Below are 16,367 nucleotides of genomic sequence, written 5' to 3' on the forward strand. Positions count from 1 at the left end.
GAGCGGTACAAACCATAACGCTGTACCTTTCCCCTAAGCTCCAGTAGAATAGTGTATAGAAGGGGAGTTGAAGCGGATGAGTGACGCAATTTTTACCCTCCACGATGTTGGCTTTTCCGTACCGGAGAGGACGTTAATCGCGGATGTTTCATTTACAGTGGCGCCGGGAGAATTTGTCACCATCGGTGGGCCGTCGGGGTCGGGGAAGAGTACGTTGTTGCGGCTGGTGGCGACATTGTTAACGCCGACTGCGGGAACGATTACTTATGATGGTCAGCCGCAAGACAGTTATGAAAAGACCGAATATCGACGGCAGGTATCGTATTGTTATCAGCAGCCGAGTTTGTTTGGGGAAACTGTCTGGGACAATTTGGCGTTTCCGTTTCAGATTCGCCATGAAGAAATTGATGAGGATCGCATGGTGCAGGCATTGGACATGGTTCATTTGCCGGCGAATATGCTCCGTCAACCGATTACGGATCTTTCTGGTGGAGAAAAGCAACGGGTAGCGCTGATTCGCAATTTGCTCTTCACGCCCAAGGTGCTGCTCTTGGACGAAATCACGACTGGGTTGGATACAGTGACCAAGGATGCTGTGCATGAAGTAATCAAGAATTTAAACCATCAGGGACTCACAATCTTGGCGGTGACCCATGACGAAGTAGAACTGGCCGCGGCAGATCGACTCTTGACCATTGTGGATGGTCGATTGGCGGTGAGCGTATGACGCAATTAATTGTGACGCCGACTGCGCTGATTTTCGCTGTAGCGCTTGTTGTTGTGGCATTAGTGATCAGTCTGAAAGAGAAGATCGGGCTGGAAAAGGATTTGATTGTCGGAGTTATTCGGGCGGTTATCCAGCTGACCGTAGTTGGTTACGTACTGACCTACATCATTCGGGTTAATCGCCATTGGTTGACGCTGCTGATGGTGGTGATCATCATTGTGAATGCCGCCTGGAACGCCCGGGGGCGGGCCAGAGGAATTCCCCATGCTTTTGCCATCAGCTTGCTGGCGATCACTACAGCCACCGCGGGAACCATTGCGTTATTGGTGTTGGCCGGTGCGATTGCCTTTGTCCCCAGCCAGATCGTCCCGATTTCCGGGATGATCGCCAGTAATGCCATGGTCGCCATTGGTCTGGCTTACCGCAGCATGAATGGCCAATTCCATGACCAGCGCCAGGCATTGTTAGAGCGATTATCGCTAGGCGCGACGAAGTACCAGACCGCCATCGCCGTCGTGCGAGAAGCCATTCGGACGGGGATGAGTCCGACGATTGATTCGGCGAAAACGGTCGGACTGGTCAGTTTGCCGGGGATGATGTCCGGCCTGATTTTTGCCGGAGTTGATCCAACGAAGGCTATTATGTACCAGATTATGGTAACGTTTATGTTGATGGCAGCCACCAGTTTGGGTAGTACCATCGCGTGCTATCTGGCTTATCCGCAGTTTTTTAACGCGGATCTGCAGTTACGTAATTTTAACTAAGCTATTATAAACAGACAAAAAGCCGGTGCAAAATGCATCGGTTTTTTGCATCTCAAAAGAACTTATCTTGTTCTCTTGCTTATCCGAATGTTTGTTCGTACAATGGAAATAAGAACAAATGTTTGGTGGTGCTGTAACAACCCGCCACATTTAATTGAGCGGTACGGAATAGACTGAGAGGACGAACAAGCATGGCAAAGAAAAAGCAGTTGGACCTTTCTGACATCTATCAAAAGGAAGGACAGGAAAAAGATAAGGCGCTGCAGAAGGCCTTGACCGATATTGAGAAAGCATTTGGTGCAGGCGCTATCATGCGGATGGGCGACAAGCCGCGCATGCAAGTGGACACGATTTCGACCGGCATTCTGTCGCTCGATATGGCTTTAGGCATCGGTGGTTTACCCCGCGGTCGCATGGTGGAAATTTACGGGCCAGAATCATCCGGGAAAACAACCGTAGCCCTACAAACTGTGGCGGCGTTGCAAAAGGCTGGCGGCACTGCGGCGTATATTGATGCCGAAAACGCCATGGATCCGGTGTATGCGCAGCATTTGGGCGTGGATATCGACCAGTTATTGTTATCGCAACCGGGCAGCGGCGAAGAAGGATTAGAAATCGCCGATGCCTTAGTGAATTCTGGTGCGGTTGATTTGGTGGTCGTGGATTCTGTAGCTGCCTTGGTTCCCCGCGCAGAGATCACCGGGGAAATGGGCGATGCGCACGTGGGCCTGCAGGCGCGGTTGATGTCCCAAGCGTTGCGTAAACTAGCGGGTAATGTCAACAAGACGAATACATTGGTCATCTTTATTAATCAGCTAAGGGAAAAGGTCGGGGTCTCGTTTGGCAGTCCAGAGGTTACACCCGGCGGCCGGGCGCTCAAGTTTTATGCGTCCATTCGATTGGATATTCGGCGGACTGGACAGTATAAAGACGGTACTGAACTGATTGGGAATACGGTGAAAATTAAAGTGTCGAAAAATAAGCTGGCACCGCCGTTTAAAGAGACGGAGACCAACATGATTTTTGGCCAGGGTATTGAACATTACGGGGACTTGTTGGCCTTAGCCACGGTAAAGGATCATGAAGTCATCAACAAAAGCGGCGCCTGGTATTCCTATGATAATGTGCGCATTGGTCAAGGGGCACCGAATGCCACCAAATATCTGAAAGAGCATCCCGAAATGGCGCAGAAGGTTGAGGGCCAGATTCGGCAAAATGCAATGCCGAAGGAAGAAAAGGACAGTAAGGATGAAGCCGCTGATAAGGCAAGCTCATCGGCCAAAGTGGTGAAGAAGGCGCAGGACACATCCAAGGAAACACAGAAACAGCCCGATGCTGAACCGGTAAAAGAATTGAATGTGACTGCGTGAGCCAGGATGGTGCTGTCTTCTGATCAATCAGTTTCGTGTGTCACATCAGTCGAAGTTGGCGTCACAGCTCAACATGGCCAGTCTCGTCTTTTACTTCTTGCCGCATCCGGCGACGATAGTCAGTGAGACGCTCTTTGTTGTCTGAGTGGTTTTGAGACAAAATCTGTTCTGTCTCTGTAAAGGCCGCTAAGGTTTCGTCGTTCGGTTGTTCTGTGGGCACTTCGATTTGAAAGGGAAACTTACCGGTTTGTACGAACTGAGTCAAGAAGATTTTTACTGCATCGGCCGTACTCATGCCGATCAATGAAAACTTTTTGTCAGCTTCCTTTTTTAGCTTATCGTCAACACGTATATTAGCCATAATGATCACCTCTGTGCACATAATACCATCGTTGGTACGCAGTTAGAGATGTTTGCTCACAAGCAAAAGAATGTTATTTTATGAATGCTTCTTTTTCGTGATCCTATACGAGTAGTCGTCAATTTTGGCGGACCACTCACTATTGATGGAAGTAGTACTTGTTTTTACATGGCAGCAAAAGCTACAAAAAGCAGTCTAGGCAGTACCATTGCTACCTGGCTTATCTGTAGTTTTTCAATTCCAACTCGCAATTGCGTATTTTTAATTTAGAAGGGGGAAGGTTTCACCTTTCAACAGCATATATTGACATCAACCCAATATATGCTATTATTAGTTCAGGGAAGAAATTCAGCACTTACAGGGAGTCAACGATGGAAAAGCCAAGGTTTCGATATTTTAAACGGGCTAATGGGCACAGCGAGTTTCTTGAGTTTTTGAGTAGTTTGCCGACAAAGGATCAAGCAAAGTTATTATCGGCTATTCAAATTACACAAGACAAGGGAATTGCAATTGCCAGTCGCTTAAAGATCACCAAAAAACTAACGGATAATCTGTACGAGTTGCGGTCTAAGCAAAGCAGTAATATTCAACGGGCTTTGTACTTTCATATTGTTGGCAATGACTATGTGATTACGCATGGTTTTACAAAGAAAACCGACCGAACGCCACCCGCAGAAATTGCTCATGCCATTGAATTGCGTGCCGAATTCTTCGCAAGGTATAAGGAGGATGAAAATAATGGCTGACTTACATGATTTTACCCAAAAAAATACAGGCAGTATCGATGATTATATTGCTAAGATGGCAAAGAACCCGGAATTCCGTGAGGCAATGGCGGCAGAGTATGGGAAACTAGCGAGTGCGGCTGCCTTAATTGAGGCCCGAGAAGAGGCTGGATTGAGTCAAGAAGGACTTGCTGTGAAGGCCAATGTACCGCAATCAACCATTGCTCGGATTGAGTCTGGCCAAAATACCAGTATTGCGACGTTAACTAAGATTGGTGCGGCATTGGGCAAGCATATGATTATTAAGTATGCATAGTTGATTTAGAAGCCGAAACGACCGGAACCCGGATGAGGAATGGCATTTCAACATTTAGTTGTTCTGCCTAGGGAGCAATCTGCTAATACTCAAAATCCAGGTGGATATTGCGGAGTAGTAGTCAAAAATTGTTGTAATCAAAAAGCCGATGCAGCACGCATCGGCTTTTTGATTACAACGGTTTAGGGTAGCAGAACGAACAGCAACGCTCCAGCAATCCCACCCAGAAACGGTCCCACGATCGGTACCCAAGAATAGGCCCAATCCGAATCGCCCTTGTTGGCAATCGGCAGGAAGGCATGGGCTAACCGCGGTCCCAGATCCCGGGCCGGGTTGATGGCGTAGCCGGTGGTCCCGCCTAAGGAAAGACCGATGGACGTGATCAAGATGCCGACGCCGATGGGATTCAACCCGTCGGTCCACTTGCCCCGGGAGAAGGCGAGCAGACCGAAGATCAACACGGCGGTGCCGATGAATTCAGAAATGAAGTTGGCAAAGTAGCTGCGAATGGCCGGACCGGTGGCGAAAACGCCCAGTGTGGTGGCCGGATCATCCGTAGCCGCCCAGTGCGGGTAATATTGCAGCCAGACGACGACCCCGCCGAGAAAACCGCCGATGAGTTGGGCGATGATGAAAGGCGCGACCCAGGCCCAGGGGAAGCGGCCGATGGCGGCGAAGGCCAAAGTGACAGCGGGGTTCAAATGGGCCGGACCCATGAAGGCGGCGGAGTAAACGCCGAGGGTGACAGCCAGGCCCCACCCCATGGTGATGGCGATCCAACCGGCGCCTTGGGCCTTGGATTTATTTAGCGAAACGCCCGCGACGACGCCGTCACCAAGGAGGACCAGGATAAAGGTTCCCACCAGTTCGCCTAATGCTTGTGTCCACATACTGTTCATGTCGTTCCTTCTTTCTAACGGATCGCAGCCGGGGTGTCGGCCTGCTTCAGGTAGGTCAGTTCACTTTCCGCAATGGCGGCATCCAGCCGGGACATTTCACTGGCTTTTTCATCCGCATCCCAATCCAGTAAACGGGCCATTTCGTCAATGACTGGCTGCTTCAAAGCCGGCAGCGTTTCGGCGTGGAACAGAATTGCGTTGGTCCGGCGCAGGAGATAGTCCACCGGGTTCAGCGTCATTTCTTCATTGATCGAGTAGCGCAGGCTGATGGTCTCCTTGAGGCTTAAGCCCGGGGCCGCACCATCTTGAACATACGTCACCACGCGGCTGGTGTTGGAACCGAAGCGATTAGCCAAGTCCTTAGCGTCTTCTTCTGGTAAGCCGGCATCCATGGCAATCCGTGTGTAGAATGAGATCGTGTCGTATACATTGGTTGGATCGAAATGACCACCGGAAACTTGCAGTGTCTTCGAATCAATGTCTTTAGTTTCCACGTGGAACTTTTCAGCCAAAAGGCGGCGAATCAAGGCCAATGCGCCAGCGGCCATCTTACGGTAGTCGGTGATCTTGCCACCAGACAGCGTGATCATGCCATCGGGCGCCTGGTGCAGCGAACTGCCCCGAGATACCTGGGACGCAGTGGGACCCGCTGCTTCGGCGTGGGCAGTTTCCAGTTTAGAAATGGCCCGTTCCACATCTTGGCGCGTCGCTGTTTTGTCTTCATAGGCATCGACGGTTTTAATCAACGCATCAAAGGATTCATCAGAAACCTTACCTTTGTCGGCGCCCCCGCCGTTGTAGTCGGAACTGCTGTTGTTGGCGATCAGCGGCCGCAAGCCGGCCCAGCTGGCCTGAATATCATCAATCGTGATGTGGGCTTCAGGGTAGCGGGTGTTGATGACTTTCAACAAATAGTCCAGGTCTTCTTGTTCCACCCGCGGGTGCTCGTAATCGCCGGTGTAGTCCGTGTCGGTGGTACCAAAGTAGGTCTTGCCTTCCCGGGGAACCACGAAGAACATGCGGCCGTCGTTGAGACCGGTGTCCAGATAAGTGGGCTGGGGCACAGGCAACCGAGAGCCGTCAACCACAAGGTGCACACCCTTGGTCGGCCGCAATGTCGGCGCTTGGCTTCCTTTATTGTCCAGAGCCTTGAACTTGTCAGACCACGGGCCAGTGGTGTTGATGACCAATTTGGCGTGTATGTCGAATTCCTCATCCGTCAGCAAATCCTTGACATGCAGCCCGGCCACTTGGCCAGCATCGTTATAGATCACGCCGGTGGCTTGGACATGGCTGGCCACCGAGGCGCCCAGTTCGTCGGCTTCCTTGATATTTTCGATGACCAACCGGGCGTCATTGTTGACGTAGTCCAGATAGACACCCCCGCCCTGCAGGCCGGTCTTCTCGAGGTGCGGTTCTCGCTGCAAGACTTCATCTCTGGTGACCGTGTAATTGGCGTACTGAGAACCCTCAACATCGGCCAATTGATCATATAGATTCATGGCGATCTTGACGCTGAACATGTCGAAGGTGCTGCCAGGTTCGTCGTATATCGGCATCAGCATCGGGAACGGTCGGGGAATGTGCGGCGCAATGCCTTGAACAACGGCGCGCTCTTTGACGGTGTCAGAAACCACCCCGACGTCGAATGTCTTCAGGTAACGAATCCCGCCATGGACCAGCTTGGTGGAGCGGGAACTGGTGCCTTCAGCGAAGTCCTGCATTTCGATCAGCCCGGTCTTCACGCCGGACGCCGCAGCTTGGATGGCGACCCCGGCGCCAGTAATGCCGCCGCCGACGATGAGCAGGTCAAGGTCAGTGTGTTTTAAGGTTTCAAGGGTTTGGGTTCTCGTATTTTTAGAAAACGCCATAGTTAAGATCTCCTTTTGCGGAATATATGAATTGAGACGGAACTTTGAATCATGGTGGATACAGTGCTAATGCGGAGCAATCGGAGGTGGCAGGGGGCTCAGTGGTGGAAACCACACAGCGGGCCGGTTTTGCCCGCTGATGTGGTTAGGCGACTTGAAGACCGCGCACTTTGCGGGCTTCAAGCGCCGTCACCACTAGCTACGCCTGCGGCTTCGCACTTGCTTCGCTTCGCCACCCCTTGACACCGGAGATTGCGCAGCTTTAGCACGGCACACAAGTGGAAATTATGTCCCATACTCAATGTAGAAAATCAATTATTCTTCGGCTCGTGCTTGTACATCTGAGTGGCGGCGACAGCTTGTTGCCAGCCTTCGTACAGGAAGTCCCGTTCCTTGGCATCCATCTCTGGTTCAAACCGTTTACCGATCCCGACGATACTTTGCAGCTCATCGGTACTGTTCCAGAAACCAGTCGCCAGGCCGGCCAAGAAGGCAGCACCCATGGCGGTGGTTTCCAGGTTGGCAGCCCGTTCGATGGGAATGCCCAAGATGTCCGCCTGGAATTGCATCAGATAGTTGTTGTTGGCGGCTCCACCGTCGACGCGCAAAGTCTGGATCGGAATACCAGTGTCTTTGTTCATCGTGTCCACGACGTCCCGGGATTGGTATGCCAAGGATTGCAGTGTGGCTTTGATGAAATCTTCCCGGGTGGTCCCCCGGGTAATCCCGAAGACAGCGCCGCGGGCGCCAGAATCCCAGTACGGCGCGCCTAATCCGGTGAAGGCGGGCACGACGTAGACTTCATTTTGACTCTGGGAGGATAAGGCAGCGGCTTCGGAATCGCCAGCCTTTTCCAGCAGCTTCATCGCGTCCCGCAGCCACTGAATCGCACTGCCGGCGACGAAGACGGATCCTTCCAGCGCATAGGTGACCTTGCCGTTCAAGCCGTAACCGATCGTGGTCAGCAGATTGTGATTGGACAGCGTCGGTTTTTCACCCGTATTCATCACGATGAATGCCCCGGTGCCATACGTGTTCTTAACCATTCCCGGTTCCAGGGCCAACTGGCCGAATAGCGCAGCCTGCTGGTCCCCGGCCATCCCGGCGATGGGCACGGTGCTGCCAAAGAAGTGGTAGGCCGCAGCATTGCCGTAAACTTCAGAGTTGCTCTTCACTTCTGGCAGCATGATCTTCGGAATATTCAATAATTGCAGAATCTCGTCGTCCCATTCCAGGGTATGAATGTTAAAAAGCATGGTCCGAGATGCATTGGTATAGTCGGTGACGTGGAAAGCCCCGCCGGACAACTTCCAGGTCAGCCAGGTATCGATGGTGCCAAAGAGCAGCTCGCCTTTCTCCGCCCGTTCCTGGGCACCCGGCACATGGTCCAAAATCCAGCGGACCTTGGTGGCAGAGAAGTAGGGGTCAATGATCAAGCCAGTGGAATCGTGAATCTTATCCGCATAGCCCTCGTCCCGCAGCTTATCGGCGATTTCGCTGGTCTGCCGAGATTGCCAGACGATGGCGTTGTAAATCGGCAACCCAGTTTGCTTATCCCAAATCACCGTGGTTTCCCGCTGATTGGTAATACCGATGCCGACGATCTGGCGCGGTTGAATCCGGGAATTGATGAATGCTGTGGCGATGGTCGACAACACCGCATTCCAAATTTCATTGGCGTTATGCTCAACCCATCCAGGGTGGGGGAAGTATTGCGGGAATTCCCGCTGGGCATCAATCACCTTTTGCCCATCGTGATTAATAATCACTGCCCGGGTACTCGTGGTACCTTCGTCAATTGCCAGAATGTATTTCTCTTCTTCAGCCATGGTTCACTGCCTCCTTGGAGTTTAATTGCACACAATGAGTTCGCTTACATTTCTTTATTGAGCTTACACCTTTGGGACAAGTTCTGACAAATATCTTGTCTCGATTATTTTTCTGCCGTGGTCGGTATATTTTCGGAATTGCAAAATTCGCCTTTGCGGTTTGCATTTTTAGAAAAGGCTGGTGATAGCGATCGTGTTATTTAAAGAATAACGATTGTATTTTCGAAGTTGTTTCTTATCGGTTTTGAGGCAGCTTTGAAAATATATACAAACATTCACAGACTGATAATGATATCGCTTTACTTAAGGAAAAGTTGTGTCAACGCTCAATATTTGAACTATAGTGGAGACGAGTATTCATTGTCGTGAATATTCTTGATTGTTTTGATACAGGGTACAAATATGGGGGGAACTTGTTTTGTCACGCACAAATTTTGTCAAAGGGAGTATGGCGCATTCCAAAGTGCACTTCACATTATACAAGGCCGGCAAACGCTGGCTGACGGCGGGAATTACTGTCACCGCCATGGGGTTGGCGTTAGGGGCGCCACACAGCGTTTCCGCAGCGAGCGTTAAGGGATCACTGGAATCGCCAGGGGAAACCACGACAGCTGAGGCAGCACAGGGTAACACAGTCGCATCTGACCAACGTGAGCCACAAAGCACAACGGCACCGGTCGTTGCCCAGCCGACGACACAAGCCGGCCAGACGAATGTCGACGCAACACCTAACAAGTCGGCTCAGACTACCGCAACAGCCCAGACGAGCCCAACGGAATCGAACCAAACTCCGGTGGCTAAGACACAGACAGCCAGCAAGCAGCCGGTGAAGCCGCAGCCCGGCGACGCACAAACAACCCAACCGCAGCAAAACAAGGCACAACCAGTGCAAGTGCAGGTGTCGAAAACACAACCTGCCGCTGCCAAGGCACAACCAAGTCAGCCGACAACAACCACACATTCTGGCACAGAATCCGATACAAAGGGTGCCTATCAACAGGATGGCAAGCAAACCGACCAAGCCAATCAACAAGCGAAAGCGGCGAATGCGGCTAAAGCAGCGTTGCAAAAGTTACTGGATCATCCGCAGCCAGACGATGCGCAATGGACCACGGCGATCAATCAAGCATTGAAGACTTACCAAACCGCAGCGACGGCTTTCACCGGTCAAACCACAGCCACCGAGCAGGCCGTGAAAGATTACGAGGCCGCAGTGGCCGCGTATATCAAGAACGGCGGTCCCAACCAAGGGGCCATTGATCAGATCACCCCTTCGGATACGACCGCCAAGACGGATGCCGCCAAACTGGCCGCCTATGAAAAGCAAATTGCTGCCGTCCAAAGCGGCTTGGGCCAAGTGCAGGAAATTCAAGACCACCTGGCCGCCTATAAGACGGATAAAGCCACGTATGCCGCGGCCCAACAGGTAATTGCCGCAAATAAGCAGTTGACCCAGACAATCACCGGGTTGAACGGGGCAATCGACGGCATCAAGTACAGCGCCCAAGCCGGTGATACGGCGACTGTGACACAATTATTGCACACCTTAGATTTGATTAAGGGTGAATACGATGCGGATGTCACTGCGTACCAAGCCCAGGCCAAGAAATTTAATCAAGCCGCGCAAACGGCCGCCGACCAAGCTCAGGCTCAGCATCCGGCAGCGATTGATACCAGCAGCCTGAATGACAATCCGACAGATCAGCAGTATCACCAATTCGCCGATGCCGCCACTACGACAGCCCAAAACAATCAAGATGTGAATACGGTCAAAAATGCATACGCGGATGCGCAAAAGGCCTATCAAGACGATATCGCTGCGCCCCAAGAAAGCACACAAAAAGCGGTCACGGATTGGCAGCAGGCCGCGGATCAATATAATCAGACGATTCAGCAGATTGAGCAGCAGCCCAATGCGCAGACCGATGAAACAACGCTGACAAATCAGGCCAATGCATTTAACCAAAAGCAACAAGCCGCGCAGGACACATTGACGGCATTTAACAAGAGCCAAAGCGATTATCAGAAAAAGTTGGCCGACTACCAAACTGCACTGAATACATACACCACGCAACGTCATTTAGCCCATCAGGACGCCGGCAGTATCACTGATTTCACCCATGCCTGGCAGCAGTTTACCACCAGTGCGGCCACGGCCATCGCGCAGAATACGCAGGTCATCACGCATAACGCAGCCGCCTATCAGCAAGGCCAAAACTTAACAGCGGCTTTCCAGGCTGTGCAGCAAAAGGTGACGGCCATCAATCAGGCGGCCCAAGCACAGATTGCGGCGGCCGATCAGTTTAACAAACTAGTCAACCAGATCAGTACCACGGGTCAAGGGGTGTGGAGTCAGTATAACAGTAACCCCAACGCCACCAATGCGCAGGGACAGCCGGTGGCTTCCGACAACATCGTGGCACTGGGCCAGTACTTGATCGATCAAGACTTTGCCTATCTGAATGCCGTTTACGGTGAAAATTACAAACCAGATACCAAGGCTGTGATTGACACCATTGATTCCGGGGCTAAAATTACCCGAACCTACGTGGAAACTCATCTTTATCCCGGTACCGCTGACCGGACATTAGCAACGCTGAAGAATCAAGCGGGCAGCTATGCCAATGTTGTGGATGGGTTCAATCAGGCATTGCAAAATTACACCACGGCCACGCGTACAACGCCAACAAATGGGACAGATCAAGGATTAACTCCCTTGGTGGACAATGTCAGCGCTAGCGCATTGAAGTTTGAACAGAGTATTAATGCGGCGAATGGCTTTATTGCCCAGTTCAACCAAGTGTCTCAATATGTGGCGGATCATAGTGCCGATCAAAAAAATAACGACACCTTGCATCAACAGATACTGGATCCGAACGTAAGCAGTACAAATGAGTCGACACCGAATACTGGTGCGTCGATGCTTGGACCGAAGAGTGTGAATATTAACATCTTACTTGATAACAACGGCACATTAGCTGGATTGGTTGGTGTTCCCGATTCTGGCATTGACAGCCCAGTCTATGCAACCGGCAGTATTACTCATCATACTAGCGAACAAAACCCGAGCCGAGTATTAACGCCGGATGAAATTGATCAATTGCTGCACCCCACCGACATGCAGAACAACTATGATGGATCACCGACGACAATCAACTCAATCATGCAGGTCAATGGAAAAACCTATTATTTAGCTGGTTTCTACATTAACGAGCCAACACGGGTTATACCGAGTTATGACAATGTGAACCAGCTCTATGTCTTCCGCACAGCAGATCCAATGAACGAATTAGAGCAAGTCTTGCAGGGCTTCAGTGTATCGATGTCCAATCAAAACAACTCTGATATATATCTGCTCATGGTTCCTGTGGACACGACCAATTCAATCACACCGACGATTCATGCCACGCCGGTAACTCCAGTACCCAGCGAACAGATTAACGTTGGCTATACTAATGTGGCTACACCCACAGCGCCCAAGACAACCAGCCCGGCACCCGCCGCGCCGAATACACCAGTGAATCCAGGACTCGATCTCCATTACGCGACTGCCTCGGACCCGAGTTCTGTGGTCGCCCCAACGATTGATACCACCACAGTGCATCTTGCCGACGCGCCGACGATTACATTGCAGGCACCAAAGACACCGACTACTCCGGGTGGCAATACGCCGGGCCAAGGTGGTAACACTCCGGGCCAGGGTGGCAACACCCCAGGTCAAGGCGGTAACACACCGAGTCAGGGTGGTAACACACCGGGCCAAGGCGGCAATACGCCAGGCCAAGGTGGCAATACACCGGGCCACGGCAGCAATACCCCGGGTGGTAACACGCCAGGTCACGGTGGTAATACCTCAAGTGGCAATAATCCGGGCCAGCCAAGTACCGGCACACACACGGGTCAGCCACATCAAGCGGGCCAATCTGGTGATCACTATGCCAGCCACAACAATCCAGTTGGGCAAAATCCCCAACCGATGAATCTGGTGACGCGTACTGCCCAGACCCAACCGGGCGTTTCGACACACTGGAGTTTGCGGAACATTACACAGTTGCCAGGCCATCAGACTGGTACACCGACGTTACCGCAGACTGGTGAGCGGTCAGAAACTGGTTGGACTGTATTAGGTGCAGCGCTAGCGGCATTCACCGTTTTGTGCGGTTGGACGCTTGAGCATCGTAAACAGCGCAACGCGTAAATATTAAAAATAGAGATTTCACAAAGCACCCTTTTCACGGATATGAAAAGGGTGCTTTGCTGTCCGATGGCCCGGGGACGCGTCAAGGCGGGCTTGATAATCGCACCGGATTTGATGAGTTAGGTATAGTTTAAGAGTATCGTCATCAGAAAGATAACACGCCGACTAATCATTGAGCGTGTCTCGCAGGAGCAAGACAAACAGGAGGCTGAGGAGGCACAATTTATACACACACTTGGGTGGCAGAGCTTATGCTGGACCTGTACGATTATGTGCCGGATAAAAATTTCAAATCAAGTGGTTGATCCTAGTTGCGGTGAAGGAAGCTTTTCTACAGAGATTGTCACACGTTTGTGTCAGCCAATGGAATCGCGCCGGCTTTCTTTCTTGGATTTGGCAGACTTATTAATGCGCCCGTCCGTCTTCTGAACAGGCAACCATCCACCCAAAAGCCATCTGAAACTGTGTCACTAATTCAGTCTCAAATGGCTTCTTTGTGCTAGATGCTAAATCAATCATTAGAGAAAAAATTCTGGTACTGAAACCGACTACTGACCACATGCCGCATGTTCAACAAAATAATCCGGTTGTTGGAATCATAGTATTGCTTAGTGGCCAACAACAAGGGTTCTTGGGCATCAATGCGTAACAATTTCTGCTCTTTTTTAGTGGGCTGGGTAATGACATACGTTTCAGAGACAGCATGAAGATCCAAATCAAGAGACGACAACGCCGCATAAGGATCTTGCACCTTCAGATATCCCCTGGACAGTGGCGTGGAGATGGGCGTTCGAATGAGGAAGGTATCAATGAGCAATGGTTCCTGGAGCGCCGATGTGAGCAGCGACACCCGAGTGATTTTTTGCTGTGCAGAAATATTCATTAGCTGCATGACTTTATCAGAGGGCGTGGTGTGCTCAAATTCAATGAGTTTGGTCTGGCGCTGGTCGGCGGTCTTCCCCGTATTTGGCTGGGGCGCTAAGTTCAGCAAAGAATTGGTCATCTTCGCTGGCCGTTGCGACACATAGGACCCCTTACCCTGCATCCGGTAAATATAACCCTGCCGTTCCAACTCAGATAGTGCCAAGCGAACGGTGGTCCGACTCACGGAATACTCTTCACCAATTTCCTTTTCCGAGGCTAATTTATCATTTACCGCCATCTCCGCTTCGATTTGTTTGGAAAGCGTTTGGGCTAATTGATAATACAGCGGGATTTTCACATCGGAATCGCGCATCGACTCATCTCCTTGTCACAACAAGATACCTACATAAGAAAGACTATCATGTTTCCAAATTATGTCAATGAAGTGCTTGTTAACAGGCGTAATTCCAGGTATTGACTTCCTTATAAAAACGCATACAATAGGTGTCAGTGGTAATGTTGTTATAACAAGTACCGAGAGGAGGATGAAAATGACGAAACGTTTACTGGATTTTGTCGCCTCAGATTTTCTATCAGCCACACCCATGGAATTGAAACAGGCCATCTTGGCATCTGAGGGGCGGACGATCATGGCCGAGAATGTGCCTGTCGCGCAGCCGTATCTATTGGGTGTCACGAATGCAGAAATTGAACGGGCTGCGGGTGCGGATTTGATTTTGTTTAACGCGTTGGATGTGTTTGATCCCAAAGTGGTGGGCACGCCAGACGATATTCCCCCGCAGCAGCAAGTGCAATGGACTAAGAAGGCGGTGGGCCGGGCCATTGGGGTCAATTTAGAGCCGGTGGATCTAGCAGCCACGATGAATGAGGGCCGAGCCAATATCTCAATTGGTCGGATCGCCTCGCCAAAGACCTTTACCAGTGCCGCCAAGTTGGGCTTTGACTTTGTCTGTCTCACTGGGAATCCAGGCACTGGCGTCAGCAACCAAGCTATTTTAGAAGCCATTGGGGTTGCCCAGAAGTATTTCCCCGGTTTGGTGATGGCGGGCAAAATGCACGGTTCTGGGGTCGCGGAAGAGGTTATGAACCTTACCATTGCCCAAGAGTTTATCAATGCGGGTGTCGACGTGTTGTTAGTCCCCGCACCGTATACGATTCCTCATTTTGAGCCCCAGGATCTGCGGCAGATCACGGATTACGTCCGTCAATACAATCAAAAACTGCCCATTGAGAAAAAGGTGCTGGTGATGGCCGCCAATGGGACCAGCCAGGATTCTTCTGATGAAGCCACCATTCGGCAAATTGGCCTGGCGGCAAAGGCGGCTGGTGCGGATTTGCAGCACATTGGGGATTCCTTCAACGGGGTGACGTTGCCCCAGAATCTGTTTACGTTGGGCGAAGTGCTGCGCGGGGTGCGCCATCAATTGATGATGCTGGCCCGGTCCAATATCCGGTAATCACGAAAGGGAGAGGAAAAATGACGAAACGATTATTAGATTGGCAACGCACAGATTATCTCGATGTTCCAGGAACACAGGCTAAACAAGCCATTATTGCATCTGAAGGGCGGGTGATCATGGCAGAGACGGTATCGTCGTTTCCAGCCATGTACGGCGGCATCAGTGGGGCTCAAGTCGATGCTTCCTTTGGCGCCCAGCTGATCCTGCTCAATACGTTTGATGTCTTCCATCCAGAGATTAAAGGATTGCCCACTGCGCCGGCTGAATCCCCTGTGGCAGCTTTGAAGGCGAAGGTGGGTGCGCTGGTCGGGATCAATTTAGAACCCGTCGATGAGACTGTTCAGACTTTTGATGAACAATTTGCCATTGCCAAGGGACGGCAAGCCACCAGCGAGACGTTTGCGGCGGCGGAAGCTTTGGGTATCGACTATGTTTTGCTGACCGGCAACCCGAAGACCCAAGTGACGAACCAGAAGATTAGCGCGGCGATCAAAGTGGCAAAGCAAGCTTTCCACGGTTTGATTTTTGCCGGTAAAATGCATTCCTCCGGGGTGGATGAACCGGTGATTACTGCTGCAGATGTAGAGGAATTCATCAATGCCGGCGCCGACGGTATTTTACTACCCGCACCATATACAGTGCCTGGATACAGCCCCGAAACACTGGCGCCGCTGCTCAAAATTATCGCCGATTGGAATTCCCGGCCAGAAGTCCACCATGATTACCAGCAGCGGGTGGTGACCATAGCGGCCAACGGCACGAGCCAAGATTCTGCTGATCTGGCCACCATCCGGCAAATCGGCTTGTCCAGCAAGGCATTGGGCTTTGACGTTCAGCATGTGGGAGATTCCTTGGGCGGCTTAGCTGATCCAGAAGCAATCTACGCCTTGGGAGTAGCCATTCGGGGGAAACGGCATCAAGTGCAAATAATGGCGAGACACTGAAGCAAAGGAGTGGAAAAC

Annotated in this window: 13 protein-coding genes; 8 read left to right on the forward strand and 5 right to left on the reverse strand. The window is 51.4% G+C overall.

Going from position 1 to position 16,367, the window contains the following annotated elements:
- Nucleotides 1-76: 76 nt before the first annotated feature.
- The 3 genes from FD09_RS01195 to recA all read left to right on the forward strand — a co-directional run bounded on the left by FD09_RS01195 (nt 77) and on the right by recA (nt 2,861).
- Nucleotides 77-727 (forward strand): ABC transporter ATP-binding protein, encoded by a 651-nt coding sequence (locus FD09_RS01195; protein ID WP_057817437.1) that lies wholly within the window; start codon nt 77-79, stop codon nt 725-727.
- Nucleotides 724-1,491 (forward strand): ABC transporter permease, encoded by a 768-nt coding sequence (locus tag FD09_RS01200; RefSeq protein ID WP_057817440.1) that lies wholly within the window; start codon nt 724-726, stop codon nt 1,489-1,491. Before FD09_RS01195 ends, FD09_RS01200 begins: the two co-directional genes overlap by 4 nt.
- 191 nt (nt 1,492-1,682) lie before the next feature.
- Nucleotides 1,683-2,861 (forward strand): recombinase RecA, encoded by a 1,179-nt coding sequence (gene recA, locus FD09_RS01205; protein ID WP_057817442.1) that lies wholly within the window; start codon nt 1,683-1,685, stop codon nt 2,859-2,861.
- Between the two features lie 61 nt (nt 2,862-2,922).
- Here the strand turns inward: recA and FD09_RS01210 are convergent, their stop codons facing one another.
- Nucleotides 2,923-3,222, reverse strand: a complete 300-nt coding sequence (locus FD09_RS01210) for a type II toxin-antitoxin system RelB/DinJ family antitoxin (protein ID WP_057817444.1) — start codon at nt 3,220-3,222, stop codon at nt 2,923-2,925.
- A 371-nt stretch (nt 3,223-3,593) separates the two neighbouring features.
- On the opposite strand from FD09_RS01210, the gene FD09_RS01215 reads away from it, so the two are divergent.
- Together FD09_RS01215 and FD09_RS01220 are read left to right on the forward strand one after the other, a co-directional pair.
- Nucleotides 3,594-3,968 (forward strand): type II toxin-antitoxin system RelE/ParE family toxin, encoded by a 375-nt coding sequence (locus FD09_RS01215; RefSeq protein WP_057817447.1) that lies wholly within the window; start codon nt 3,594-3,596, stop codon nt 3,966-3,968.
- Nucleotides 3,961-4,263 (forward strand): helix-turn-helix domain-containing protein, encoded by a 303-nt coding sequence (locus tag FD09_RS01220; protein WP_057817449.1) that lies wholly within the window; start codon nt 3,961-3,963, stop codon nt 4,261-4,263. Before FD09_RS01215 ends, FD09_RS01220 begins: the two co-directional genes overlap by 8 nt.
- 182 nt (nt 4,264-4,445) lie before the next feature.
- Here the strand turns inward: FD09_RS01220 and FD09_RS01225 are convergent, their stop codons facing one another.
- The 3 genes from FD09_RS01225 to glpK form a co-directional block, all read right to left on the reverse strand.
- A complete protein-coding gene (locus FD09_RS01225) occupies nt 4,446-5,153 on the reverse strand; it encodes an MIP/aquaporin family protein (protein ID WP_057817856.1) in 708 nt (235 codons plus the stop codon).
- A gap of 23 nt (nt 5,154-5,176) precedes the next feature.
- The gene (gene glpO, locus FD09_RS01230; RefSeq protein ID WP_057817450.1) at nt 5,177-7,033 is read right to left on the reverse strand and encodes a type 1 glycerol-3-phosphate oxidase; all 1,857 of its coding nucleotides are present in this window, start codon (nt 7,031-7,033) and stop codon (nt 5,177-5,179) included.
- Nucleotides 7,034-7,344: 311 nt separating this feature from the next.
- Nucleotides 7,345-8,862, reverse strand: a complete 1,518-nt coding sequence (gene glpK / locus FD09_RS01235; protein ID WP_057817452.1) for a glycerol kinase GlpK — start codon at nt 8,860-8,862, stop codon at nt 7,345-7,347.
- Nucleotides 8,863-9,310: 448 nt separating this feature from the next.
- Between glpK and FD09_RS01240 the strand changes: the two genes are divergently transcribed.
- On the forward strand, nt 9,311-13,060 hold the full coding sequence (locus FD09_RS01240; RefSeq protein ID WP_162261462.1) for a KxYKxGKxW signal peptide domain-containing protein: 3,750 nt from the start codon (nt 9,311-9,313) through the stop codon (nt 13,058-13,060).
- A 511-nt stretch (nt 13,061-13,571) separates the two neighbouring features.
- Here FD09_RS01240 and FD09_RS01245 read toward each other — a convergent pair.
- A complete protein-coding gene (locus FD09_RS01245; RefSeq protein ID WP_057817456.1) occupies nt 13,572-14,297 on the reverse strand; it encodes a GntR family transcriptional regulator in 726 nt (241 codons plus the stop codon).
- A 178-nt stretch (nt 14,298-14,475) separates the two neighbouring features.
- On the opposite strand from FD09_RS01245, the gene FD09_RS01250 reads away from it, so the two are divergent.
- Nucleotides 14,476-15,402 carry a DUF7916 family protein gene (locus FD09_RS01250; RefSeq protein ID WP_057817458.1) on the forward strand — a complete coding sequence of 309 codons (927 nt, stop codon included), beginning with the start codon at nt 14,476-14,478 and terminating at the stop codon, nt 15,400-15,402.
- A gap of 20 nt (nt 15,403-15,422) precedes the next feature.
- Complete coding sequence (locus tag FD09_RS01255) at nt 15,423-16,349, forward strand: DUF7916 family protein (protein ID WP_057817460.1); 927 nt, start codon at nt 15,423-15,425, stop codon at nt 16,347-16,349.
- Nucleotides 16,350-16,367: the final 18 nt, after the last annotated feature.

The sequence above is a fragment of the Schleiferilactobacillus perolens DSM 12744 genome (genome assembly GCF_001435585.1).
GTDB lineage: Bacteria > Bacillota > Bacilli > Lactobacillales > Lactobacillaceae > Schleiferilactobacillus > Schleiferilactobacillus perolens.